Origin of the sequence: Snodgrassella sp. W8132 (genome assembly GCF_016100865.1) — a bacterium.
In the GTDB taxonomy this organism is placed as follows: domain Bacteria; phylum Pseudomonadota; class Gammaproteobacteria; order Burkholderiales; family Neisseriaceae; genus Snodgrassella; species Snodgrassella alvi.
In genome coordinates this window covers 348,357-373,193 of the sequence record NZ_JACFRQ010000001.1, presented here as the reverse complement: position 1 = coordinate 373,193, position 24,837 = coordinate 348,357, and the positions used below count along the sequence as shown (strand labels likewise).

Sequence of the window (24,837 nt, the reverse complement as noted above, 5' to 3'; positions counted from 1 at the left end):
TCGGATTTCAGACTTTTTTAAATATCATTAATCATCGAATTAATTCTATTTAATTTTTCAATCATACTTTAATACAGTAATGTTTATTCAGCCTGAATACTACGCTTTATTTCTTCCATCAGTTTTAGATTAATCACTGATAAAATCTACGTGTCCCCGTTTTTTTGTATACCGCGCTTCTTTTGATCAGTTGCCGGGCAATGCGTTTATTTTTTTTCACACCCTGACCATCGGCATACATTATTCCTAAATTGTGCCATGCCTCTGTTTCACCTCGTTTTGCTGCCAAACAAAAGTAATATACTGCTTTCATATAATTCTGCCGTACACCATTTCCTGAGAGAAACATAAGTCCTAACTTATTTAGTGCTCCACTATGTCCTTTTCTGGCGGCTGAATAAAAATAATCCCTTGCTATTTTAAAATTTTGTTTTATTCCCTTACCTTCAGCATACATGCATCCCAGTTCATTCTCGGCATTAACATACTTTTGCGTAGCTGCTTGTAAATAATATTTATAAGCATTAATCTTACTCAGTTTTACTCCAAGACCTTTACAATACATCAAACCTAGTTGATATTGTGATTCACCATAGTTTTGTTGCGCAGCTAACTGATGATATTTAAAACTTTTGTTGTAATTTTTTTCTACACCTCTACCATAGCAATATAAATTACCTAAATTACTCTGGGCAACAGCATGTCCCTGTGTAGCTGCTGCTAAATAATACTCTGCTGCCTTTTCATAATTCTGCTCTACACCATCGCCATTTTCATACAATACACCTAAATTACACTGAGCATTTGCATTTCCCTGTGCTGCTGCAGCTGAATAATACTCTGCTGCCTTTTCATAATTCTGCTCTACACCATAACCATTTTCATACAATATACCTAAATTATACTTAGCAACAGCATATCCCTGTGCTACCGCTGCTGAGTAATACTCTGCTGCCTTTTCATAATCCTGCTCTACACCATAGCCACAGACATACAATAAACCTAAATTACTCTGACCAGCAGCACATCCCTGTTCAGCTGAAGCTGAATAATACTCTGCTGCCTTTTCATAATCCTGCTCTACACCATAACCATCTTCATACAATATACCTAAATTACACTGGGCAGCAGCATCTCCCTGTTCTGCTGAGGCCGAATAATACTCTGCTGCCTTTTCATAATTCTGCTCTACACCATCGCCGTTGTGATATAAAAATCCTAAATTACATTGGGCAGCAGCATGTCCCTGTGCTGCTGCAGCTGAATAATATTCTGCCGCCCTTTCATAGCTCTGATCTACACCATCGCCCTTTTCATAGTATAAACCCAAATTAAATTGGGCATTACTATCCCCCTGTTGCGCAGCAAATTTATAATACTCAGCCGCTTTTTCATAGTTCTGCTCTACACCATAACCATTTTCATATAATCTACCTAAATTACACTGGGCAACAGCATCTCCCTGTTCAGCTGCAGCCGAATAATATTCAACCGCCTTTTCACAGCTCTGATCTACACCATCGCCCGTTTCATACAATACACCTAAATTACACTGAGCATTTGCATGTCCCTGTTCAGCTGCAGCTGAATAATACTCTGCTGCCTTTTCATAATTCTGCTCTACACCATCACCATTTTCATACAATATACCTAAACTACACTGGGCATTAGCATATCCCTGTTCAGCTGCAGCTGCATAATATTCTGCCGCCTTTTCATAATTCTGCTCTACACCATCACCATTTTCATACAATCTACCTAAATTACACTGGGCAGCAGCATGTCCCTGTTCAGCTGCAGCTGAATAATATTCAAATGCCTTTTCACAGCTCTGATCTACACCCTCGCCATTTTCATACAATACACCTAAATTACACTGAGCATTTGCATGTCCCTGTGCTGCTGCAGCTGAATAATACTCTGCTGCCTTTTCATAATTCTGCTCTACACCTTGACCATATTCATATAGAATACCTAAACTCAATAGTGCACTAATATTTCCGAGCCGGGCAGCCTGCTTAAAATATTTATGTGCCTCTGCATAATCCTGAGCAATTACCTCTCCAACGTCATAAATATATCCTAAAGTGTATAGTGCTTCACTATCACCTTGTTGCGCGGCTAATTTATAATATTCAAAGCTTTTAGTGTAATTTTGTTCTACTCCTTTTCCAAAGTAATATAAATTACCTAAATAACGCTGAGCAGTAGCATCTTCCTGTTGCGCGGCTAACTGATAGTATTCAAAGCTTTTAGTGTAATTTTGCTCTACTCCTTTTCCAAAGCAATATAAATTACCTAAATTGACTTGTGCATCGATATTTCCCTGTTCGGCAGCCAGCTTATAGTATTTATATGCCTCTGTATAATTTTGCTCCGTTCCTTTTCCATCCTCATACATAAGACCAAGAGAAAATTGTGCATCACTATTACCTTGTTGCGCAGCTAACTGAAAATATTCAAAGCTTTTAGTGTAATTCTGTTCTGTACCTTTACCGAAATAATACAAATCACCTAAGTTATACTGAGCAATAGCATCTCCCTGCTTAGCCGCAGCTGCATAACATTCAAATGCTTTTGCATAATTCTTTTCTACACCATCACCATTTTCATACAATAGACCTAAATTATACTGGGCAATAGCATCTCCCTTCGCAGCTGCAGCTGCATAATATTCAGCTGCCTTTTCATAATTCTGTTCTACGCCATTACCATACGCATATAAAAGACCTAAATTGACTTGTGCATCAATATTTCCCTGGTCTGCAGCAAGTTTATAGTATTTATAGGCAGCTACATAATTTTGCTCTGTTCCTTTTCCATCCTCATACATAAGACCCAGAGCAAATTGTGCATCCGCATCTCCTTTTTGAGCTGCTTCCAGAGTACTTAAAAACTTATCTGATTTTTTTGTTTCCATCTTTTCATTACTCATTTTGCAAAACCGATTTATATTATTTTCACAATATTTTTATTTTAAATTACAAAGAGATTAAATCATACAATCTAATAATTCAAATTATAAAAATAGTTATCCATTTTTCGGTTGTTATTGTCAGCATTAATTTTTAATATCTTTTTATTTACTGCTACATCAGCAGAAACTACATCGGAGCAAATTTAGCTATGCTCATTCCAGAACCTAATTACATAATCTTTTAACTTTAAATAAGCCTAATGAAATTATGCATAAAAAGTAATTTAACTACACCATTGCAGGCAGATGAATTGGTTTACAGTGTTCACAAAATACAGGAAAGTATATTTTAAATGCCAGTTACAGAGATAAATGAAATCAAAAAATACTATCAGGCCTTACTCACAAAAGATCAAAGTTATGTTGGTATTTTTTATGCAGGTGTGAAAACCACCTCAATATTTTGTATCGCAACATGCAGAGCAAAAAAGCCTAAATTAGAAAACACAGAATTTTTTTATACAGTCAAAGAAGCTCTGAATGCAGGTTACCGCCCATGTAAAATTTGCCGACCGACTGAAAATGCCAATGAGGCACCCGAACAGATTATTAATGCCATAAAAATGATTACTCAGAATCCGAAGATAAAAATTTCTGATTCCGTATTAAGAGCACATGAAATCAGTCCGGAAATTGTTCGCCGCTGGTTTAAAAAAAATTATGGAATTACTTTTCAGGCATATCAGAGAATGTACCGGATTAATCAGGCATATCAGGAATTGAAAACCGGTAAAAAAATAATAGATGTCGCTTTCGATAATGGTTATGGATCATTAAGCGGCTTTGGCTATATCTATAAAAAAATTGCTAAAAACTCACCATCCAGCCATTTAAACAACAACATCATACTTATTAACCGGCTGACTACTCCTATAGGTCCAATGTTTGTCTGCGCCACGCAACAGGGAGTCTGTTTGCTGGAATTTGTCGACCGGCGGATGTTAGAAACAGAGTTTAAACAATTACAGCAATCACTGAATGCTACAATTATTTTTGGTGAAAATGAACATATCATTCAGACCAGAATTCAAATTAAGGAATATTTTGAAGGAAAACGAAAATATTTTTCTATTCCACTACATACTCCCGGCACTGATTTTCAACAGGCAGTATGGAATTGTCTCAAACAGATCCCTTACGGAGAACTCACTACCTATAAACAACAGGCAGAAAAACTGAATAATCCTCAGGCAGTCCGAGCTGTAGCCAATGCCAATGGTTTTAATCGTATTGCTATTATTATCCCCTGTCACAGAGTAATCGGCTCCAATGGTAAATTAACCGGCTACGGCGGTGGACTGGAACGTAAAAAATGGCTGATTGACCATGAAAAAAGTAATCTTAAATCATAAAATTGTTTACACATATAAAACCAGTAATGCGATTTGAGCGTCAGCATAATGATGATTTACCGTTTATCTGCCTGTAAAACAAAAAACAAGTAAACATCATTCTGAAAATATTTTTTAAATAAACGCTTCAAAACCTGATGCATATTTTGTCGGTATAAATTCAATCAGTTCATATTCGGCAATCTGATGAATGTAAAACGGATCTTTAACCATAATAGACTGCGCCGATTCTTTACAGGCCGCCCGGCACAGAATAACTCCGCCGATGCGCGGTACCTGCCGGCCGGAAGCAATAAAATCACCACTATCATAGTGTTCCTGCAAATAATTCAGATGAGCAGGCAAATATTTTTCTACGTCTTCTATCGACTTCAAATAATGCAGTTTAAAAATAAACATGGTATTTATCCCCGATTAATTAGACATATACAGACTTCTTGTCCCTTTTCATCTTAAGGTTATCTTCACGCTTAATCACTCAAATTTGCAAGCCCGAAAACATAAACAATAGTCAGCACATAAACTTCAATATTACAATCATACTATTTATACATGCGCAAACCAATTTAGCATGTCCTATCTTCTTTAAATAAAGTACTGCATGAATTCATATTCTCTTTTCGTAAGCTGTCCGCGCGGGCTGGAAACCATATTAAATCAGGAACTGGTTACCCTGGGCTGTGAGCAGATTCATAATCGTGACGGCGGTATCGCACTTACAGGTGATTTAGCCAGCGTATACAAAATTAATCTGCACAGCCGTGTAGCCAGCCGGGTACTTATTCGTCTGACTACCGGCCACTTTCGCAACGAAAACGAAATTTATCAACTGGCCCGGAAAATCTGCTGGCCTGAATGGTTTGACGTAGATAAAAATTTCAAAATTCATATCGAAGGCAAACAGGCACAAATCAACAGCCTTAATTTTGCTGCCCTCAAAGTAAAAGATGCTATCTGCGATGTATTTCGCGATAAAACCGGCCGCCGCCCCAGTATAGAAAAATTTCGTCCGGATATCCGCATTCATGTCTTTATTGAGAAAAACGAAATATCTGTTTATCTGGACAGCAGTGGTGAAGCCTTATTTAAACGTGGCTACCGCAGTGACACCGGTGAAGCACCATTACGTGAAAATCTGGCAGCCGGTTTACTGTTACTGGCCGGCTATAACGGCAGTCAACCCTTCATGGATCCTTTTTGCGGCAGTGGTACCCTTGCCATTGAAGCCGCACTGATTGCCACCGGCACAGCACCCGGGCTGGAACGTGCTTTCGGTTTTGAAAAGCTGAATAATTATAATGATAATTTATGGCAGCAGCTGCATCGCGCTGCTCAGGCAGCCATACACCAGCCATCTGCACCGATTTTCGGAGCAGATATTGACAGCAGGCTAATCAGACTGGCTCAGGACAACGCCCGCTATGCCGGTATGGAGCAATATATTCAATGGCAGGTAACTGATGCTCTGGATACCCGTCCGAACGGAAAAAACGGCATCATGATAAGCAATCCGCCTTATGGTGTCCGCCTTTCTGAAATTCAGCTCTTACATGCTTTATATCCCCAATTAGGCAGCTGGCTGAAACAACATTTTGCCGGCTGGCTGATCGGTATGTTCAGCGCCGACCGTGATATGCCCAAACTGATGCGTCTGTCGCCAAAACGTAAAATCCCATTGTTTAACGGTAATCTGGATTGCCGCCTGTTCCTGCTGGATATGGTAGCCGGTTCTAATCGACAAAAAGAGCATAAAGCATGACAACTACAGAACAAAACGAAGCTCAGCGTCTGTCAAAGCGCATGGCGCAACTGGGTTTATGCTCACGCCGTGAAGCAGACAGCTATATTGAAAAAGGCTGGGTAAAAGTTAATGGTAAAACCGCCGTACTCGGACAAAAAGTTTTTAATAGTGATCGCATCGACCTCGACCGGCAGGCGCACCGTCAGCAAGCCGAACGCGTTACCATTCTACTGAATAAACCAGTAGGCTTTGTCAGCGCGCAGCCGGAAAAAGGTTATCGTGCGGCTGTTGAGCTGATTACCGAAGCCAACCACTGGCAGGAAGACAAAAGCCGGATTCAGTTTCAGCCGGAGCATACACGCCATCTGGCGCCGGCCGGCCGTCTGGATATCGATTCAGTAGGCTTGCTGGTACTCACTCAGGACGGGCGTATTGCCAAACAGCTGATCGGTGAACACAGTGGTATCGAAAAAGAATATCTCGTACGCGTAACCGGCAAACTGAGTGAAAGCGGTCTGGCGCTGCTGAACCACGGATTAAGTCTTGACGGTGAAAAACTGCGGCCGGCTAAAGTCAGCTGGCAAAATCAGGATCAGCTGCGCTTTATACTTAAACAAGGTAAAAAACGCCAAATCAGGCGCATGTGTGAACTGGTAGGCTTACGTGTAACCGGTCTGAAACGGGTACGCATGGGTAAAATCAAACTGGGTGCCCTGCCACCGGGGCAATGGCGTTATTTAAGCCCGCAGGAAAAATTCTGATATCAGCCACTATTGAACACATCAGATAAATCATATTTCCTGGTTATCAATCATGTGATCAATAATCCAGAGCTAACCGTATCAAAATAATATACCAGCGGATGTCTTGTGCTATCTTGATAACACAAGACAATATAATTTTATCCTGAATTATGAAAATAATTATTATGTCAACACCTTTATTGTTTTCTATATGCTTAGCTGATATTAATTAATTTTTATATTTAACCAGATATGATCCCATGAACCATTTCATGAAGTTCATTTACTGTCGCAGAGAGTAAATTGGATTATAAAAAACTGTATTATCAAGGAATCCAAAATAAGATTAAAACAACTATAATTGACCGTTAAAATAATAAATAATTAGTTATCACATCGATTTTTGGTATATAAGCTTAAACACAATAATAATTTTTACGTCATTAAAAATAATGTAATAAAAACATCTAAAAACAAAAATTTATATCATAATTTTATTACATCAGTTAAATAATTCAGCTTTTAAATTAATATACCGGTATTAATAATATTTAAAATTTTGACATAAAAAATAGTCTATATATACTTAATTTGAAACCAATTAACATAAAACATCATGAATAAATTATGTTTAACCATATTAAGCGCATTTTTACTATCAGCCTGTGCTACCGAATCTTTTCAGGTACTTAATGTGCCTAAAGTAGAAACTTACCAGCAGGCATACAACGGTGTAAAAGCCCCGTTAGCCGTAGGCAAATTTGATAGCCGCGGTAACCTGGGCGGAGGTATCTTTAGTAATAGTGCCGATCAGCTTACCAGTCAGGCTAAAACCATACTGATGGCAGATTTACAGCAAACCGGTCGTTTTACCGTGCTGGATCGTACCAATTTGGACGAAATCAGAAATGAAGCCAGTATTAAAGGGCTGAACCAGAAAATTAAAGGTGCACGCTACGTCGTTACCGGTGCGATTACAGAATTCGGACGCAGAAATATCGGTGACCAGCAACTGTTCGGGATTTTAGGTCAGGGCAAAACCCAAGTAGCCTACGCAAAAGTTACTCTGAGCATTGTTGACGTACAATCTTCCGAAATTGTATTTTCCAGTCAGGGTGCCGGTGAGTTCAAATTGTCATCACGCGAAATTCTGGGCACCGGCGGTCATACCGGCTACGATGCCACTCTTAACGGCAAAGTACTTGATTTAGCCATTCGCGAAGCCGTGAACAATCTTGTACACGGTATCGAACAAGGCCAGTGGAACCCTCAGCCCTAAATTAAATCAGGTATTTACAATATGAAACACATTCTGACAACGGCCGTAATAGCTCTGTTACTGGCTGCCTGTGCGCAAAATAAGCCGGCGAAAAACTCATTGTACTACTGGGGAGATTTTAATAAGCAGCAATATCAAACTTTGAATAATGCCCTTACTCCTCAGGAACAGATTGCCAATATGGAAAAATATTTCCTTGATGCTCAGAGCAATTATGCAAAAGCAGCACCTGGAACACATGCGCATCTGGGTATGCTCTATGCCAAAGTAGGTAATCTGGCCGGAGCCAAAACCCAATTTGAAATGGAAAAACAGGCATTTCCGGAATCTGCTACCTACATGAATTTCTTATTGAAAAACGTCGTAGGAGAAAAATAATAATGCATTTACGCCAACTATTACTTTCTTTATCTGTTGCCGCCATTCTGTCTGCATGTGGTACTACCAGCCATAAACAGCCCTACGATTACAGTAAATTCCAGCGCACTAACCCTCGTTCCATACTTGTGGTACAGCCAACCAATTCATCTGTGGACGTAAAAGCACCTAATGCAGTAATGGCACAATCCACCCGGCCTTTGGCAGAATCCGGCTATTATGGATTTCCGGTTGTATTGGTTAACGAAACATTCAGAGAAAACGGACTGAATGATGGTGCAGAAATCCAGGCCGTTGATTTAAGCAAAATCCGTAAAATATATAATCCGGATGCCATCCTTTATATGGATATAGATGATTACGGAACCAAATATCAGGTTATTAACAGCAACACCACCGTAAGCGTCAAAGCTAGGCTTGTTGACGCGAAAAACGGTGAAGTAATCTGGACTGGCTCTAAAAAAATTACCGTAAATTCGAATGATAACAACCAGCAGGGATTTTTGAGTGCTGTCACCTCTGCCCTTTTCAATCAAATTAAAGACAAGCTGACAGACGGTGCTTTCAATCTGACTGAAACTGTCAATGACAATTTACTTTCAGCCGGTGTTGAAGACGGGATTTTATACGGGCCGCATCATCCTAACTATCAGAAACCTTCTGCTGCGATAACTTCTGAACAAAATCCATAAAAATAATTCATAGCTAAAATAAAAGCCCTTTAGTAAAACTAAGGGGCTTTTTCTGTTATCAGAACTACAAACCGTAAACTGATTTTCAACTGCCACAAAACGATAATTTTTGATTAAATTTAAGAAACTCTCTAGTCTGAAACAGATGTATGAAACAAAATACCATCAAACCAGCAGATTTTTCCATTGCCATTACCACTGTTTTCACCTAAATTGTTATTAGACAAAACTGCGAAAAGTAAAGTAAACAGTTAAAATAACCAATTTACAGCCTTACCAATTTAACGCCAGCAGAGCGGAACGGAACACGTTTAATGAGCACACAAGCCAGTCAGCGTATACGCGAAATCCCTTATAACTACACCTCTTATTCCGACAGAGAAATAGTCATTCGCCTGCTCGGCAGCCATTCATGGGATTTATTGCAACAACTGCGCGAGCAAAGACGAACCGGTCGCTCAGCACGAATGCTGTTTGAAATACTCGGAGATATCTGGGCAGTTATCCGCAATCCTTACCTGATTGACGACCTGCTCGAACACCAGCACCGCCAGCAGGCACTGGTTAAAGAAATGCGCCATCGCCTCAGCGAAATTCAGAAACGGCGCGACAACAACCAGATGGTCGAGCAGCTGATAAAAAGCACAGAGCAGGCCATCAGCGATTTTGACAGCAGCTTTGGTAAAACCCGCAGCAAACGCGAACAGGTATTCAACCGCCTGCGTAAAATCACCCACAAAGACAACATTATGTTCGACGGGCTGGCGCGCGTTAGCCACGTTACCGATGCTACCGACTGGCGTGTTGAATACCCTTTTGTAGTTATCAACCCGGATCACGAAAAAGAAGTTGCACCGCTTGTACGCGCTTTAATTGAGCTGGATCTCACCATCATTCCGCGCGGCGGCGGTACCGGCTATACCGGTGGTGCCATTCCGATGGACGCCATGAGCGCCGTGATTAATACCGAAAAACTCGACCAGTACAGCCCGGTTGCCTTACAGCAACTGCCCGGGCTGGAAGGCACTCATCCGGTAATTACCTGCGGTGCTGGAGTAGTTACCCGCCGTGTAGAAGAAGCAGCCAGTGCTGCCGGCTGGGTTTTTGCCGTAGACCCGACATCTGCCGATGCCTGCTGTATCGGCGGCAACGTAGCCATGAATGCCGGCGGTAAAAAAGCCGTATTGTGGGGCACCACTCTGGATAATCTGGCGTGGTGGAAAATGGTCAACCCGCAGGGGCAATGGCTGAAAATAGAACGTGTACGCCATAATTTTGGCAAAATCCACGACGAAACCACCGCCATATTTGACATACATACCCTTGATAACGACGGCTACAGCATCCTTAAAACCGAGCGTCTTGAAGTACCCGGGCAGCGTTTCCGCAAAGTAGGTCTGGGTAAAGACGTTACCGATAAATTCCTTGCCGGCGTACCGGGTGTACAAAAAGAAGGCACGGATGGCATCATCACCTCTGCTGCTTTCGTTTTACACCGCATGCCTAAATACACCCGTACCATCTGTATGGAGTTCTTCGGCACCGTAGCCAATGCCACCCCGTCCATCGTCGAAGTGCGCAACTACATGCTTAACCATAAAACCGTCAAACTGGCGGGGCTGGAGCATCTCGACTGGCGCTATGTACGCGCCGTAGGCTACGCCACCAAGGCAGCCGGCAAAGGTCGCCCGAAAATGGTATTACTGGCCGACATCGTTTCAGATGATGAAAATGAAGTACAGGCAGCAGCAGCTCATATCGTGCGGCTGGCTAACGCCCGCTGCGGCGAAGGCTTTATCGCCGTTACACCTGAAGCACGCAAAACTTTCTGGCTCGACCGCGCACGTACGGCCGCCATCGCCCGCCATACCAACGCGTTTAAAATCAATGAAGACGTTGTTATCCCTCTTGAACAGCTTGGCAGCTATTCCGACGGTATCGAACGCATCAACATTGAGCTGTCGATTCAGAACAAACTTGCCCTGTGCGCGGCCATTATCGAATATCTGCAAACCAAACTGCCGGTAGATAAACTTGATACCGACCTTTCCAGCGCCGAGCTGCTCGGCTCCCGCAAACAGCATGCCCTTGATTACATCACCGGTATCCAGACCCGCTGGACATGGCTGCTCAACCATCTCGACACACCACTGGCGGACTATCTGCAGCAGTTTCCGCAAAAACTTGAAGACAACGAACCGGCTGGTGACCAGAGCTGCTTTATCGCCATGCGTGATTTTCATCTGCGCGTATCCATCAAACGCGACATCATGCAGCCACTGGCCGAAATATTCAGCGGCAAAACCGATACCCTGATACTGGAAAAACTCGACGAAATTCACCGCCATATCATCCGCGGCCGTGTCTTCGTTGCCCTGCATATGCATGCCGGTGACGGCAATGTCCATACCAACATCCCGGTTAATTCCGACGACTACGACATGCTGCAAACCGCTCATCATGCCGTAGACCGCATCATGGCACTGGCGCGCAGCCTTAACGGCGTTATTTCCGGTGAGCACGGTATCGGCATTACCAAAATCGACTACCTGACACAGGCAGAAATGCAGCCCTACTGGGATTACAAACAGCAGGTAGACCCACACGGCCATTTTAACCGAGGCAAACTGATGCCCGGTGCCAACCTCGACAAAGCCTATACACCCTCATTTGAGCTGCTGGGCGTAGAATCCCTGATTATGGAACAGTCCGAGCTGGGTAAAATTGCCCACTCCATCAAAGACTGTCTGCGCTGCGGCAAATGTAAACCCGTGTGCAGTACCCATGTACCGCGCGCTAACCTGCTGTACTCACCGCGCAATAAAATTCTGGGTGTCGGTCTGCTTACCGAAGCCTTCCTGTACGAAGAGCAAACCCGCCGCGGCGTTTCCCTGAAACATTTTGATGAACTGAACAGCGTGGCCGATCACTGTACTGTATGTCACCGCTGTATAAAACCCTGTCCGGTAAAAATCGACTTTGGCGACGTCACCGTAGCCATGCGCAACTACCTGCGCAAAGCCGGTAAAAAGAAATTCAATCCTACCGTGTACATGGGCATGGCCTTTCTTAACGCCACCGACCCCAGAACCATCAAAGCCCTGCGTACAGGCGTCGTTAAAGCCGGCTTCAGACTGCAAAACTGGGGCTATGAAATGGGTAAGCACTTTAGCCTTGGCTGGCTGAAGCGCCAGAAAACCGCACCGCGTGCCACCACCGCCAAGCCGGAAATCCGCGAACAGGTAATACACTTTATCAACCGTCCTTTACCGCGCCACGTACCGATTAAAACAGCCCGTGCCTTGCTGAATATCGAAGACAGCACCACGGTACCGATTATCCGCAATCCGCAAATCAGCGATGAAGCCGAAGCCGTTTTCTACTTTCCCGGCTGCGGCTCCGAGCGGTTGTTCAGCCAGATAGGTCTCGCTACTCAGGCCATGCTCTGGCATGTAGGCGTGCAAACCGTCTTACCGCCGGGCTATCTGTGCTGCGGCTATCCGCAAACCGCCGGCGGTAATAAAGACAAAGGCGATAAAATCACCATGGACAACCGCGTACTGTTCCATCGTGTAGCCAACACTCTTAACTATCTGGATATCAAAACCGTGGTCGTAAGCTGCGGAACCTGTTACGACCAGCTCAAAGATTATCACTTCGATAAAATTTTCCCCGGCTGCCGCATACTCGACATTCACGAATACCTGCTGGAAAAAGGCCTGAAACTGAACGGCGTAAAAGGCCGTCAGTACCTCTATCACGACCCCTGCCATACCCCGATTAAAACCACCCAGCCGATAAAAGTTGTGAATGAGCTGATGGGGCAAAACGTACCTTTGTCAGACCGCTGCTGCGGTGAATCCGGCATGTTTGCCGTCAGCCGGCCGGATATCGCCACACAGGTACGCTTCCGCAAACAGGAGGAAATCGAAAAAGGCAAAGCCAAGCTGCCTCAGGGCGAACCAGTAAAAATCCTCACCAGCTGCCCCGCCTGCCTGCAAGGCCTGAGCCGTTATACTGATGATGCAAATATCAAGGCTGATTATGTAGTAATTGAAATGGCCAAACATATACTGGGCGAAAACTGGCAGGATGAATTTGTGCAGAAAGCCAGTAACGGAGGGATTGAGCGGGTGTTACTGTAAATAGGATTAAAAAAAGGTTGCTTCTTTACTAAGTAGCAACCTTTTTTATTAAGTCTGATTTCTATAGCTGAAAATTAAGCACTAAAATATAAATATTTTATTCATTGACACTTTAATTAATATGGTTTAGCAGATTAATTTATTCATAATTTATAAAATTCATCAGTTTCGGCAAAACGCACCTCTGGCAATGCATCATTTTTAGCTTCTTCCAGAATATTTTGTAATTCTGTAATCGGTTGCTGGCTTCGATTCAGAATATCCATAGCAGGGTCACATATTTCCAGTAACATGGTTTGAATATTTTTACGAATATCATAATAAAAAATTATTCCATATCTCCATACTAATTCATAAAGTAACTTGTTTCTAACATATACTTCAATTTATATTAACACAGAATTGGTTATACTCTCTTAAAGGAATAATTAATGACAAATACCAATCAACAAAGTATCTTTGTCAATGAACATATTCATTTAGTGCCATCAGATCGACAATACTCAACTAAGTTATACAATATTATTGATGTTAATCGTGATAGTTTTAGTCAATTTATGGCTTGGCCTAAGTTTGTTAATAATGAAGCAGACACATCAAATTTTTTAGATAATTGTTCAGTCGAGCATCAAAAAGATATTACCAAAACTTATGTAATTTTACTAAATAATAACCCTGTTGGCTTACTGTCTTTCAATCGAATAGATAAAAACAATAAGACAGCCTATATTGGTTATTGGCTCAATAGCCAAGCACAAGGTAAAGGTGTTATGACACAAGCAATTCAAGCACTTACTCATTACTATGCATCACAAAAAATAATTAAACGATTTGTTATTAAATGCTCAGTGGATAATCCTAAAAGTAATGCGGTTGCTAAGCGATGCGGTTTTAGTTATGAAGGAACTCTAAAACAGGCTGAATACTTAAATGGAATTTATCATGATCAAAATATTTATGGTCTAATTTCAACATATATTTAAAATTTTCACCAAGCTGTAACAAAATGATTACTCATTGTCTAGAAATATCAGGGATTAAAAACCAGAATCTATATATTTGTACTATTAAACTTAATCTTAAAAAATTAGGACAAATAATCCATTCTGGATATGGTTCTCTATCCTTTCTTAAAGCGGAAAGAGCTTCATCTATTTTTATTTCTTCTTGGTTACGTGAATAAAGCTTAATAATTTCATCGAATTGTTTAGGAAACCAATCCCAGGCTTTCTTTACCTCAATATTTGACAGTTGTGTTAAAAACAATTTAATTGCCGTTTTATGTTTTAAATCTCTATCATCGATATCGGCAACAAGCTCAGATAAATCAATAGGAGCTACATTCAAACTTTCCAGATACTTACGTTTAGCAGAAGATAAATTCAATGCTCCTACCAGATAAATACGTCGCTCATTGCTTTGAAGATTATCCCTTACCCAGCCTATCCATTGGAGAAAATTCGGATCATCTCCTGAAAAGCCTATCAGACATAATTCATTTTCTACAAACATTTGCCGGACAAAATTAACAAAAATACCGTATTTCTGCGGATAATGACGATAATCTTCCTGGGTAAAAATCAAATCGCTACTAAGATTAATTGTGCCATGCAATTTTACAATCCTGGGAGAATGACAACAGGCTAAATCCTCCTTTTTATTGACAATATCATAGATAGGTTCATGTATCTCTCTGGCCGCACGCTCCAGCAATGTATCCCAGTTTGTGGTTAATACTTCAGCCCAGGGTAAAGTTAATAACTGCTGATAAAGCTCTGCCGGCTGCCCTATTTCATCATCAATTTCATTTTTCAATAAATCATACAGTGTCTGCTTACCAAAGTAATCCTGATACATTTGTGCCAGACGTAAAGCATCTGTATGCTCCTCCTCTCCAAGTTCTTCAGCAATTTTTTTTAGCCAAATTTGCCCAGATTGGCATTTTCTTATTGATATCCTGTGTTGTAGCAGCACTGCGGCTAAAGCCCGCACCAACCATAATGGCTACCCCATGACCATCATCTTCACTCTGCCACAATGCCTGTGCCAGCTTTTGAATTAAGGGATAATCAGTTATATTGAGAAACCATGTTGGACATTTTCTGTTAAGCGAATTTACAGCTAGTTCAGCAAAATAGCTGCTGTAAATTTCAAAACTGACTTAATCAAATAAACACGGCTTATCTATAGTGTAATCAGCATCAATAAAGTGTAATTTTACTCTAAAATACACTGTTATAGCTGTTAATATCTCTATTCCGGCTGCTTGAATTTAACATGGGATAGCAGAAGCTAAGAAATAATTTCCAGTTTGCATAAACAAGCTTAGTTTAAAAAAAATTAAGCGTAGTAATCAAACTGGCTATTAGTAAAAATCCTCGGTGTTATACTAAAATCCTGATGAACATCCGATTAAAAATCATCATTATAGTTAAATACTGCCTTATGCAATAATGTAAGCAACTGATGCTCTGGCAGTGTTAACCCTCTGCAGGTTTCCAGCTAAACTATAATTTGATTTAATGTCTGGATTAATCGACCCATTTCTGGAATTAACGATGGCATGGGTCTGGTCATATGCCCTGGATACGTTGGGTTTGCTCAATGAGACCAAATAGGAATGATAGTATTTTTTACATTATCAATATAGGATTCGATACTTGCGGGCGTTTCAGGAACGATTAAAGTCGAAAAGATATTATCTGACTCTTCTTTTTTGTTATAAGAGTTAGCCACATCTTTTTGCTCAGTAAATTTCCTAATACGCTAAATAATTTATTGCTGCAAATAAGTAACGGACGGTTCAAACAATTTTTTTGATAGAAAAATTTTGTTGATTGAATGTCATCGTGTTACTTAATGTTTTAATAGCTATAGTGTTAATGCTAATCGGACTGATTTTGTACGACTCTTGTTGCCAAAAATGCGGCAAAAAAAGCGATCGCAACAGAACCAGCGGTGATGACAAAATATCCCCACATTAGAGCAAGATAAAAGCTTAAGGATACAACGATAGTACCAAAGACAGAGCCAATTGCCGTCTGAACATTGTAGGCTGTAGCCGGTGCTATGCTACTGGCTACATTATCCATAATAATGGTAGATAGGGAGATAAAAACAAACGGCAAACTAACGAAGTACAGGAAAAATGAAAAATAAACCAGCAAGGCGTTATTATAACCAAGCGAGATAGGGATAAATGACAATAAACAGCAAGCATGGAATGTAATAGAAAACGACAAGCTTTGTTTCCGGGTCAATTTTTTAAGCAGACGAGTACCAAGGAAAATAGCCATCAGACTAATCATCGAACCGAATAGTTTTTGCCAAATGGCAATATCAGGTGGCCAGCCGTTCTCAAGCAGCACTGGAGACATCAGATTATAAGAGGGTAAAATGCCAAAAGGGATAATAACCAGCAAAGCACACCAGCTTTTCTTTCCCTTCCAGACTGAAACAATATTCTTCCAATAATTTTTGTCAGTAGTCTCAGAAATACGAGTGTTCTTACTGAACTTATATTCATTAAAAAACCATAATTGTCCCCATGTAAATGCCAAAATCGCAGAGAGCGAAAGCATACAGCCCTTCCAGTCTATGTAAGGATATAGCAACAACAAAACGCCGCCGACGATAATATTGCCGAACATAGAACCGCCACTTTTTACACTAGAAATAAGATATCGCTCATGCTCTTCAAAAATGTTGCAGATTAACCCTGACAACGCCAAATCTTGCGTGGCGGTCATAAATGAAAACAATAAAATGATCAATAAAGCTAGTAAATAATCATTAACCGGTTCAATAAAAACACTCGCGAATAAACACAATATCATCAAAAATTGCGCAATCAACAGCCAGTTCCGATAATGGCCTGAAGATGTTTTTAAATATTTATCAATAAACGGCGCCCATAACACCTTAAAGGCAATTGGCAAAGCCATGAGTGGAAGTGGAATAAGGCTTAATAATTCATCCAGCTTGCGTACAATTAAAATCCCAACAGCCAAAATGCTTATGCTAATGCCAATATACTGCGTGGAATATAAACTAAAAAATAAAAACCAAATCTGTTTGGGGATTTTTTTAATCTTTTTATGGGGCATTTTAATATAAACCTTAACGTGACAACGATTAATTATGTCCAGCGGTTGCTATTTTTAATCCTTTAGAGAGCGGGATTAAGCATATCCATACCAGGATTGCTGAAAAAATAAAAGGGTAACCATCGCTATTTGGTAAGGGCAGACTAACCGTAAAGTAATACATACTGGTAGCACAAACTGGTCCTAATACAGCCCAAAAGCTGGTAATAGACGATAATGCCCCCATTAGCTGCCCTTGCTCAGAATCAGCAACCTGCGACGAAAAAATACTTACCATGGAGGAGTTACTGATGCTTGAAAAACTATAAATCATCATCGCCATATATATCGCTAAAATACTATTGGAAAGAGCAATACATATCAACCCCAGCGCAAATAAAATGAAACCTAACAGAGGAATCTGACGATCGCTTAGTACATAGCGGACCAGCTTAAGCAAAACTGTTTGGGCAAATAAGCCACCGACCCCAAGGATAACAAAAGAGGTTGCAATTTGACTATCATTCCATGTAAAACGATATTTTGTAAAAAACGGCCACAGAGTAATAGAGAACTGCGTCGCAAACATAAAAATAATTTGCACAATAAACAGATGAAATAAACCTTTATACTTAAGAAAATAGGCTACCGAAGAGAACGGATTATCAACTTTGAATGCTCTTCTCTTGTCTTTAGGCAGCGTCTCCTTAAATAAGAAAATAACACACAGTAACCCCAGCAAGCTAAAAATGGCGGCAACATAAAAAGGAACTCTTATCCCTGGCTGAACAACAACTGCTGAGATAGCCGGTCCGATAACTAAGCCCAAACTCATTACACCAAAAATAAACCCATAATTCTGCATTTTACTTTTTTCATCGCTCATATCCGCGACACTTGCCAAAGAAACAATGACGGAAGAGCCAGCAATACCAGCGATAATTCGGGCTAGAAATAAAAGATTCAGATTTTGGCTAATCGCATATAAAAAATAATCGAGGGTGAATGCCGTGAAGCAAATAATTAAAATTGGCTTGCGACCAAATTTATCGGAAATAGCCCCCATTACTGGCGCAAAAATAAACTGCATAATACCAAAAGTCGCTAGCAGCCACCCACCGATAAGCGCATTATCTGCGACACTCTCGTGAGTTACCGATTCCAGCAAAGAGGGAATAATCGGGTAGATAAGAAATAAACCAATCTGGTCTAAAAAAACGGTTATCAACAAGCAAATAAACGATAAAGACAAGGTCTTCTTTTGCATACCAACCTCACAATAACAATTTACTGAAAGATTTACTACCCAATTTCAAAGATGCAGAGTAAACGACTAAGAATGTTGCAACACATTAAGCTGTCTATACTGCTTAATTCACAATGGGCAATAACATTAATGTGGCAGATGGAGTTAGTTTTGCTGAAGATGCCAAAACTCCTTATAAATCCCATTTTGTTGCAATAACTGCTGATGAGTACCACTTTCCACTATTTCGCCTTTATCAATTACTACAATTTGCTTAGCTCCGATGATAGTTGAAAGCCGATGGGCAATAACTAATACTGTTTTTCCTTGTACGAGCTTATTAATCACCTTTTGCACTGCCAGTTCATTCTGAGTATCGAGTGCGGCAGTTGGCTCATCGAGGATAAGAATAGGCGCGTTTTTCAAAATGGCTCTGGCAATAGAGATACGCTGCCTTTCCCCACCAGAGAGACTTTTGCCAATATCATTCAGTTGTGTTTGATAACCGTCGCGGAAATTCTGGATAAATTCATGGCAATTTGCCTGTTTACAAACTTCGATGACTTCCTCGTCACTAGCGGATAATTTTGCCATTCTGATGTTATTAATAATGGTATCCTGAAACAAATAAACATCCTGAAATACGACAGAGACTAGACTCATTAACTGCCTCTGAGACATATCTCGTATATCGATACCACCAATTTTAATACTGCCTGATATTACATCAGCAAACCGGAGAATAAGCTTGGTTATTGTAGTCTTACCGCAGCCACTGGCACCGACCAGAGCGGTTAATGCTTTTTCCGGAATATAAAGGGATATATTCTTAAGTACATACTTGTCCTGGCCCCGGTACGAAAAGTTAACTCGTTCAAATTCAATATTATAGTGCTCAGGCATAATCTCTGCCTTTTTTTCAGGTAATGACGGTGCATTCAACAGTCCCTGCAATTTTTCATACCCTATAACCAATGATTCAAGCATCGATGACATTTGTACAAAAAAGTTTAATACATCTGTGGAACGGGCAACGATTAATAACACGCAGGCTAGCAAGAGGTAAGAAATGGTTGCAGCATTCACCAAATACGCACCTAACGAGATGATAAGGATTAAACCAGCTTGAATCACGATGGTTATAATTAAATTAGGTTTTTCCCCTTTTTTCGTGCCAATGCGCAGTATATTTGCCACATCTGTTGTTACCTTAACAAACTCTGTCATCTTTTCTTCGGTTTGGCCTGTCGATTTTAATACATCAAGTCCTTGTACAAACTCGACAGCTTCACCTTTTAATTTTGCATTGGCTTCTGCCAGAATGCTAAAACCTCTGCGATAGGCCTTCCTGCGCCACAGATAGAGTGGAATTGCCATTGGAAAAACCAAGAGCATCATCAAAGAAAGTTGCCAACTGTAAAATAACAAAGCAATTGCAGCTGACAGTGGTATAACCACGCCGGTAATGATGATATTGAGTAGCATAAATGTAAATACTGCCGCTTCATTTACACTTTGCATCATAAGGTGATTTATTTCACCAGATCTAAACTGACTTAAATAATCTAAGGAAATATTACGTAACTTATTGCCTAATTTTTCCCTTAACTCGGTAACGGCTAAGGTCGAATAACCATCCGCATCATAGCGTTCACAAAGCACCTTAAAAATAAAACTACCCGCCAGTAGAACAACGACAATAATTAAATGAGTGAGTGTTGCAGTAATATTTTTGGCTTCTAGCGCAGCAAATAAGGGATATAGTAAAACCAGCGAAACGCCAAACAGACAAGAGGAAATCACAGTATAAATCAGACTGCGGATCAATATTTTCTTTTGCTTACCTGCCGCATTGATTAAGCCAGTATACGTTGTCAGCAATGATTTTGTTGTGCGTGTGTGTGTATTAATATACTCTTTCATCACTTTTCTCCATCAGCCAAATTATTGACTGGAATCGACCAACTTTTTGCTTTGTTATACTCTTGCCACAACAATTTATAGTCACTAGAATTTTCGATTAAATCATTATGTGTCCCATGAGTTTTAATCATCCCTTTATCCAATAATATTATTTGGTCGGCATTGACAATCGTCGATAAGCGGTGAGTTACCATAATGACAGTTTTATTTCTATCAATTAAACGGTTAAAGGCTTTTAACAACAAAGCTTCATTTCGGGCATCAGAAAAAGCCGTCGGTTCATCTAAAATAACGATTGGTCGATTTTGCAGAAAAACCCGGGCAATGGTGATTCTCTGTTTCTGACCACCTGATAATAGCTGCCCTCTTTCTCCTGCCAGAGTGTTATACTGTTCAGGAAGTGTCAGAATGAAGTCGTGAATTTCAGCTTTTTTGGCGGCTTCAATAACGTCATCGTCAGAGATACCGTTTAACCCATAGCGTATGTTATCTGCGATCGAACATGAGAATAAAAAGTTATCCTGAAAAACAAATGAAATTCTCGACATAAGTTCAGCGTATTCAATATCTTTTATATTCACGCCACCTAAAGTTATCGTTCCAGAGGTTGTATCAAGAAAGCGAGGAATGAGATTAGCCAGCGTTGTCTTGCCAGAACCAGATGTACCAATAAGAACAGTAAATGAATTTTCAGGAATTCTGATATTGATATTGGATAAAACAGTGCCAGAATTCTGGTAAGAAAACCCAACGTTTTTGAAAATTATCTCATTATTGTCAGGTAATAGCGGGTTAGTGGGAGCCTTTAAAATTGGCAGATTTTCAACTTCAAATATCCTTTCTATTGCTGCCTTTGACTTTTGTAATATCTGAAACAGGCTCATCACAGGATAAACACTTTCTGCAATACCGATCGCCAGCAATAAAAAACAGAACGTCGTGATAAAAGAGATTTGGTCATTTAGCTGGGCTATGCTCAATCCAACAACTAATATGATACTCATCGGCATAGCAGAGAAAAGGCTGCGGGCAATTTTTGTAGACAATCGCATAGATTGCAACCAATGAAAGACCACCTGACTATAATTTTCCAGCGCTTTTTGATATTGACCGAATGCCCCCTCCCCGGCATCAAATGTTCTTACTGCACTCATTCCCTGAATATATTCAATGATTTTACCGTTGATTTGAATAGTTGCATTGTTATAGCTTTCCTTTAAAAGCTTAGCTTTTTTCATGATAAAACTCAGCAGCAGAAAAGTAACTAAAGTGATTGCAAATACAATGCTTGCAAAGACCCAATTAAAGATAAATAAAACGAGTAAGGTAAAAATTGGGATAACGAATGCCTCAGCTTTTAAAGGCGGAGCATCAGCCACAAAAGCATGTAATTCTTTAATATCATCAATTAATGTTTTAACAAGATTCCCACTGCCCATGTTTCTAACCGTTTCAATCGGCAATTGATTGATTTTTTTGATAAGCCTGGTTCGTAATATTTCTTCTAGTTCAAATGCCGCATAGTGAGATTTATCATGAGCATAAGTTCTCAGCGTATAAAAAAGAATGCTCAGCACAAGCAGAGAGAGAATGGGCAGTCCCGGGAAGACACTGGCATCCAACATTAATTGGTACAGAACCCAGATCAACATTAGCCAGATACTCAGTTTAAGCACCTGAGCAATTGATGCCAAAAATATAGAATAAGATACTTTATTCTTTACTGGCAGAAATATATCCGTATGATTCATAATTAAGTTTCTCCTTAGCCCATATCTATCATGCAATAAGAAAATCCGAATAGAAAAAAAGCTGTTTTCTTCTGATTATTCGTTAAGTTATGATTCTTTTAAATCATATATCCGGCAATTGATTATCATCTGATAAATTATTTACAATCAGACAGATAAAAAAATACATTGCCAAAGTAGACTACTACTACTTTAGTTGCAGATTTATTGGTAGGGTTAAGAAACTGATATTTTTATTGTTATACAAGAAGCGATTTATCTGCCTGCACAGAAAATTTATTATTCAGTCCAGCCTGCTTTTTCGCAGTCGTAAAGCATTAAGCAATACTGAAATCGAGCTCATCGCCATTGCCGCGCCGGCGATTACCGGGCTGAGCCAGCCAATTGCAGCCAGCGGGATACCGAGAATATTATAGAAAAAAGCAAAAAACAGGTTTTGTTTAACAACGCGTACAGTAGCGTAAGCCAGAGCCAGCGCATCGGCTACCTGAGTCACCGAATGACGCATCAGCGTAGCTGAAGCAGTATTGGTGGCCACATCTGCCCCGCCATACATAGCAAAGCTGACATCCGCCGCGGCCAGTGCCGGCGCATCGTTGATACCGTCGCCGACCATCGCTACTACCTTGCCCTGCTGCATCAGCGCTCTCACCGCTTCGGCCTTGGCACGCGGATTCATTTCTGCCTGATAATAGCTGATACCCAGTTGTTTGGCAATGTATTCAACTACACTGCGCTGGTCACCGCTCATAATATGAATATCAATATTTTGCTGCTGTAAGCGTTTAATTGCACTGGCAGTGTCTTCTTTTAAAGCATCAGCAATAGCAAATGCACCTGCTATTTCATTATTAATAGCGACAACCACAATACTAGCAATCTGCCAGATTTCCTGCTGCTGAAATGGCCCAGGTATGCTGAAACCGCACCAGGCAGGATTGCCGACTTTTACCGCGCCATAACCGTCTACTTGCGCCTGTGTACCCTGCCCGATTTCGCTGTGGCTATTGCTGGCGGTCAGTACCGGCAGGTTTTGCTGTTCAGCAGCCTGAATCACTGCTTGCGCCAGCGGATGAGTGGTGAGCTGTTCAGCGGCGGCTGCCAGCTGCAGAATGGTTTGCGCATCATACTGACAAGCGGGATTTCGCCACTGGGCAACAATCTGGGGTTTACCTTGAGTAAGAGTGCCAGTTTTATCCAGTACAACCGTATTGACCTGACTGGTACGCTCAAGTGAGGCTGCATCTTTAAACCATACTCCGTACCGCGCCGAGCGCCCCATACCCACCATCATCGCGGCCGGTGTGGCCAGACCCAGCGCACACGGACAGGCAATTACCAGTACGGCTACGCCGCGGGTCACTGCTTCGTTAAAATCACCACCAAACCACCAGTTTAGAATAAAAGTTAATACGGCTATGGCAACTACGGCAGGCACAAATACCATGGATACTTTATCAGCCAGCCGTGCAATCGGTGCTTTACTGCCCTGCGCCTGCGCCAGTGCCTGCATCATGTCACCCAGCAGAGTCTGACTGCCAAGGGTCTGAGCCTGATAGGTGATACTGCCGTTGCTCAGTAATGCACCGGCAAGTACTTTATCACCAGCCTGTTTCAGTAATGGTTTAGATTCACCGGTGAGATAGCTTTCATCACACCATGCTTCACCACTGTGCACGATGCCATCGGCAGCGATGCGGTTGCCGGCATTGGTTTGCAGGATGTCACCTTTCTGTATCTGGCTGAGCGGTACTTCCTGCCAGCCGTTGTCTGTTTGTCTGCGCACCATTTTCGGGGTCAGTTGCAGCAGCATGCCCATGCTGTTGAGGCTTTGCTTTTTAGTCCGCTGTTCCAGATATTTGCCCAGCGAAACAAAGGCAATTACCATCACGCTGGCTTCGAAATAGATAAACTGATGCGCATCATGCTGATGATTAAACAGCATAATACTGGAATAGAGCCAGATAGCGACCGTGCCCAGAGACACGAGTACATCCATATTGGCTACGCCGCCTTGCAGGGATTTAATCGCACTATTGTAAAACGGCCACGCCAGACCAAGCTGGATAATCGAAGCGAGAACAAACTGCCACCATGGCGGCAGCATCCAGTGCTGTCCCAGCAGCATGCCCAGCATACCGATAACAAAAGGCAGAGCAATGATCCAGATAACCGCCAGACGCCACGGAATCGCTGTCGTTTTATGCTCCTTATTCTGCATTTCAGCCAGTGCTTCGATACTGGCACTGGTTACGGCTGTGGCTTTAAATCCGGTTTTTGCCACTATCTGAACTATATCGGCCGTACTCAGCAGCTTACTGTCAAAACAGGTTTGTAATTCATCACTGGCAAAGTTTACATCGGCAGCAATAATACCCTGCTGCCGGCGCAATACTTTTTCTATGCGGTTGGCACAGGCCTGACAGTCCATGCCCTCAATGGCAAAGCGCGCTGTTTCGGCTGTATTGCCGTTAGTGTGCTGAGTTTGTTCCATGGTTCTGTCCTTCTGTTTTCCAGCCGCATAT

At 41.2% G+C, this 24,837-nt stretch carries 17 protein-coding genes; 8 read left to right on the top strand and 9 right to left on the bottom strand.

Annotated elements, in window-relative coordinates; translation table 11 throughout:
• Positions 1-133: 133 nt before the first annotated feature.
• Complete coding sequence (locus H3U82_RS01730; protein ID WP_198208907.1) at positions 134-2,935, bottom strand: SEL1-like repeat protein; 2,802 nt, start codon at positions 2,933-2,935, stop codon at positions 134-136.
• Between the two features lie 335 nt (positions 2,936-3,270).
• Here H3U82_RS01730 and H3U82_RS01725 point away from each other — a divergent pair, with 335 nt between their 5' ends.
• Positions 3,271-4,329 carry a bifunctional transcriptional activator/DNA repair enzyme AdaA gene (locus H3U82_RS01725; protein ID WP_198208905.1) on the top strand — a complete coding sequence of 353 codons (1,059 nt, stop codon included), beginning with the start codon at positions 3,271-3,273 and terminating at the stop codon, positions 4,327-4,329.
• Positions 4,330-4,443: 114 nt separating this feature from the next.
• Here the strand turns inward: H3U82_RS01725 and H3U82_RS01720 are convergent, their stop codons facing one another.
• The gene (locus H3U82_RS01720) at positions 4,444-4,728 is read right to left on the bottom strand and encodes a YciI family protein (protein ID WP_198208903.1); all 285 of its coding nucleotides are present in this window, start codon (positions 4,726-4,728) and stop codon (positions 4,444-4,446) included.
• Positions 4,729-4,930: 202 nt separating this feature from the next.
• Between H3U82_RS01720 and H3U82_RS01715 the strand changes: the two genes are divergently transcribed.
• From H3U82_RS01715 to H3U82_RS01690, 6 genes are all read left to right on the top strand, one after another.
• Positions 4,931-6,088 (top strand): class I SAM-dependent RNA methyltransferase, encoded by a 1,158-nt coding sequence (locus H3U82_RS01715; protein WP_198208901.1) that lies wholly within the window; start codon positions 4,931-4,933, stop codon positions 6,086-6,088.
• A complete protein-coding gene (locus tag H3U82_RS01710) occupies positions 6,085-6,831 on the top strand; it encodes a pseudouridine synthase (RefSeq protein WP_037474852.1) in 747 nt (248 codons plus the stop codon). The genes H3U82_RS01715 and H3U82_RS01710 overlap by 4 nt, the downstream gene beginning before the upstream one ends.
• Before the next feature lie 598 nt (positions 6,832-7,429).
• Complete coding sequence (locus H3U82_RS01705) at positions 7,430-8,092, top strand: CsgG/HfaB family protein (protein WP_198208899.1); 663 nt, start codon at positions 7,430-7,432, stop codon at positions 8,090-8,092.
• A gap of 21 nt (positions 8,093-8,113) precedes the next feature.
• On the top strand, positions 8,114-8,470 hold the full coding sequence (locus H3U82_RS01700; protein WP_198208896.1) for a DUF4810 domain-containing protein: 357 nt from the start codon (positions 8,114-8,116) through the stop codon (positions 8,468-8,470).
• A 2-nt stretch (positions 8,471-8,472) separates the two neighbouring features.
• The gene (locus tag H3U82_RS01695) at positions 8,473-9,162 is read left to right on the top strand and encodes a GNA1162 family protein (RefSeq protein ID WP_198208894.1); all 690 of its coding nucleotides are present in this window, start codon (positions 8,473-8,475) and stop codon (positions 9,160-9,162) included.
• A gap of 314 nt (positions 9,163-9,476) precedes the next feature.
• Complete coding sequence (locus H3U82_RS01690; RefSeq protein ID WP_198208892.1) at positions 9,477-13,307, top strand: DUF3683 domain-containing protein; 3,831 nt, start codon at positions 9,477-9,479, stop codon at positions 13,305-13,307.
• A 143-nt stretch (positions 13,308-13,450) separates the two neighbouring features.
• On the opposite strand, the gene H3U82_RS01685 is transcribed toward H3U82_RS01690, so the two are convergent.
• Positions 13,451-13,600 carry a hypothetical protein gene (locus H3U82_RS01685; RefSeq protein ID WP_198208890.1) on the bottom strand — a complete coding sequence of 50 codons (150 nt, stop codon included), beginning with the start codon at positions 13,598-13,600 and terminating at the stop codon, positions 13,451-13,453.
• A 138-nt stretch (positions 13,601-13,738) separates the two neighbouring features.
• On the opposite strand from H3U82_RS01685, the gene rimL reads away from it, so the two are divergent.
• Positions 13,739-14,290 (top strand): 50S ribosomal protein L7/L12-serine acetyltransferase, encoded by a 552-nt coding sequence (gene rimL, locus H3U82_RS01680; RefSeq protein WP_198208888.1) that lies wholly within the window; start codon positions 13,739-13,741, stop codon positions 14,288-14,290.
• Positions 14,291-14,321: 31 nt separating this feature from the next.
• Here rimL and H3U82_RS01675 read toward each other — a convergent pair whose 3' ends face one another.
• The 6 genes from H3U82_RS01675 to H3U82_RS01650 all read right to left on the bottom strand — a co-directional run bounded on the left by H3U82_RS01675 (position 14,322) and on the right by H3U82_RS01650 (position 24,806).
• A complete protein-coding gene (locus H3U82_RS01675) occupies positions 14,322-15,299 on the bottom strand; it encodes an SIR2 family protein (protein WP_370524550.1) in 978 nt (325 codons plus the stop codon).
• 893 nt (positions 15,300-16,192) lie between these two features.
• Positions 16,193-17,413: an MFS transporter gene (locus tag H3U82_RS01670; protein WP_198208884.1), complete on the bottom strand. Its 1,221-nt coding sequence runs from the start codon at positions 17,411-17,413 to the stop codon at positions 16,193-16,195.
• A 28-nt stretch (positions 17,414-17,441) separates the two neighbouring features.
• Positions 17,442-18,659: an MFS transporter gene (locus tag H3U82_RS01665; protein WP_198208883.1), complete on the bottom strand. Its 1,218-nt coding sequence runs from the start codon at positions 18,657-18,659 to the stop codon at positions 17,442-17,444.
• A gap of 144 nt (positions 18,660-18,803) precedes the next feature.
• Positions 18,804-20,561, bottom strand: a complete 1,758-nt coding sequence (locus H3U82_RS01660) for an ABC transporter ATP-binding protein (RefSeq protein WP_198208882.1) — start codon at positions 20,559-20,561, stop codon at positions 18,804-18,806.
• Positions 20,561-22,312, bottom strand: coding sequence for an ABC transporter ATP-binding protein (locus H3U82_RS01655; protein ID WP_198208881.1), 1,752 nt, complete (start codon positions 22,310-22,312; stop codon positions 20,561-20,563). The genes H3U82_RS01660 and H3U82_RS01655 overlap by 1 nt, the downstream gene beginning before the upstream one ends.
• Before the next feature lie 283 nt (positions 22,313-22,595).
• Positions 22,596-24,806 carry a cation-translocating P-type ATPase gene (locus tag H3U82_RS01650; protein ID WP_198208880.1) on the bottom strand — a complete coding sequence of 737 codons (2,211 nt, stop codon included), beginning with the start codon at positions 24,804-24,806 and terminating at the stop codon, positions 22,596-22,598.
• Between the last annotated feature and the right edge of the window lie 31 nt (positions 24,807-24,837).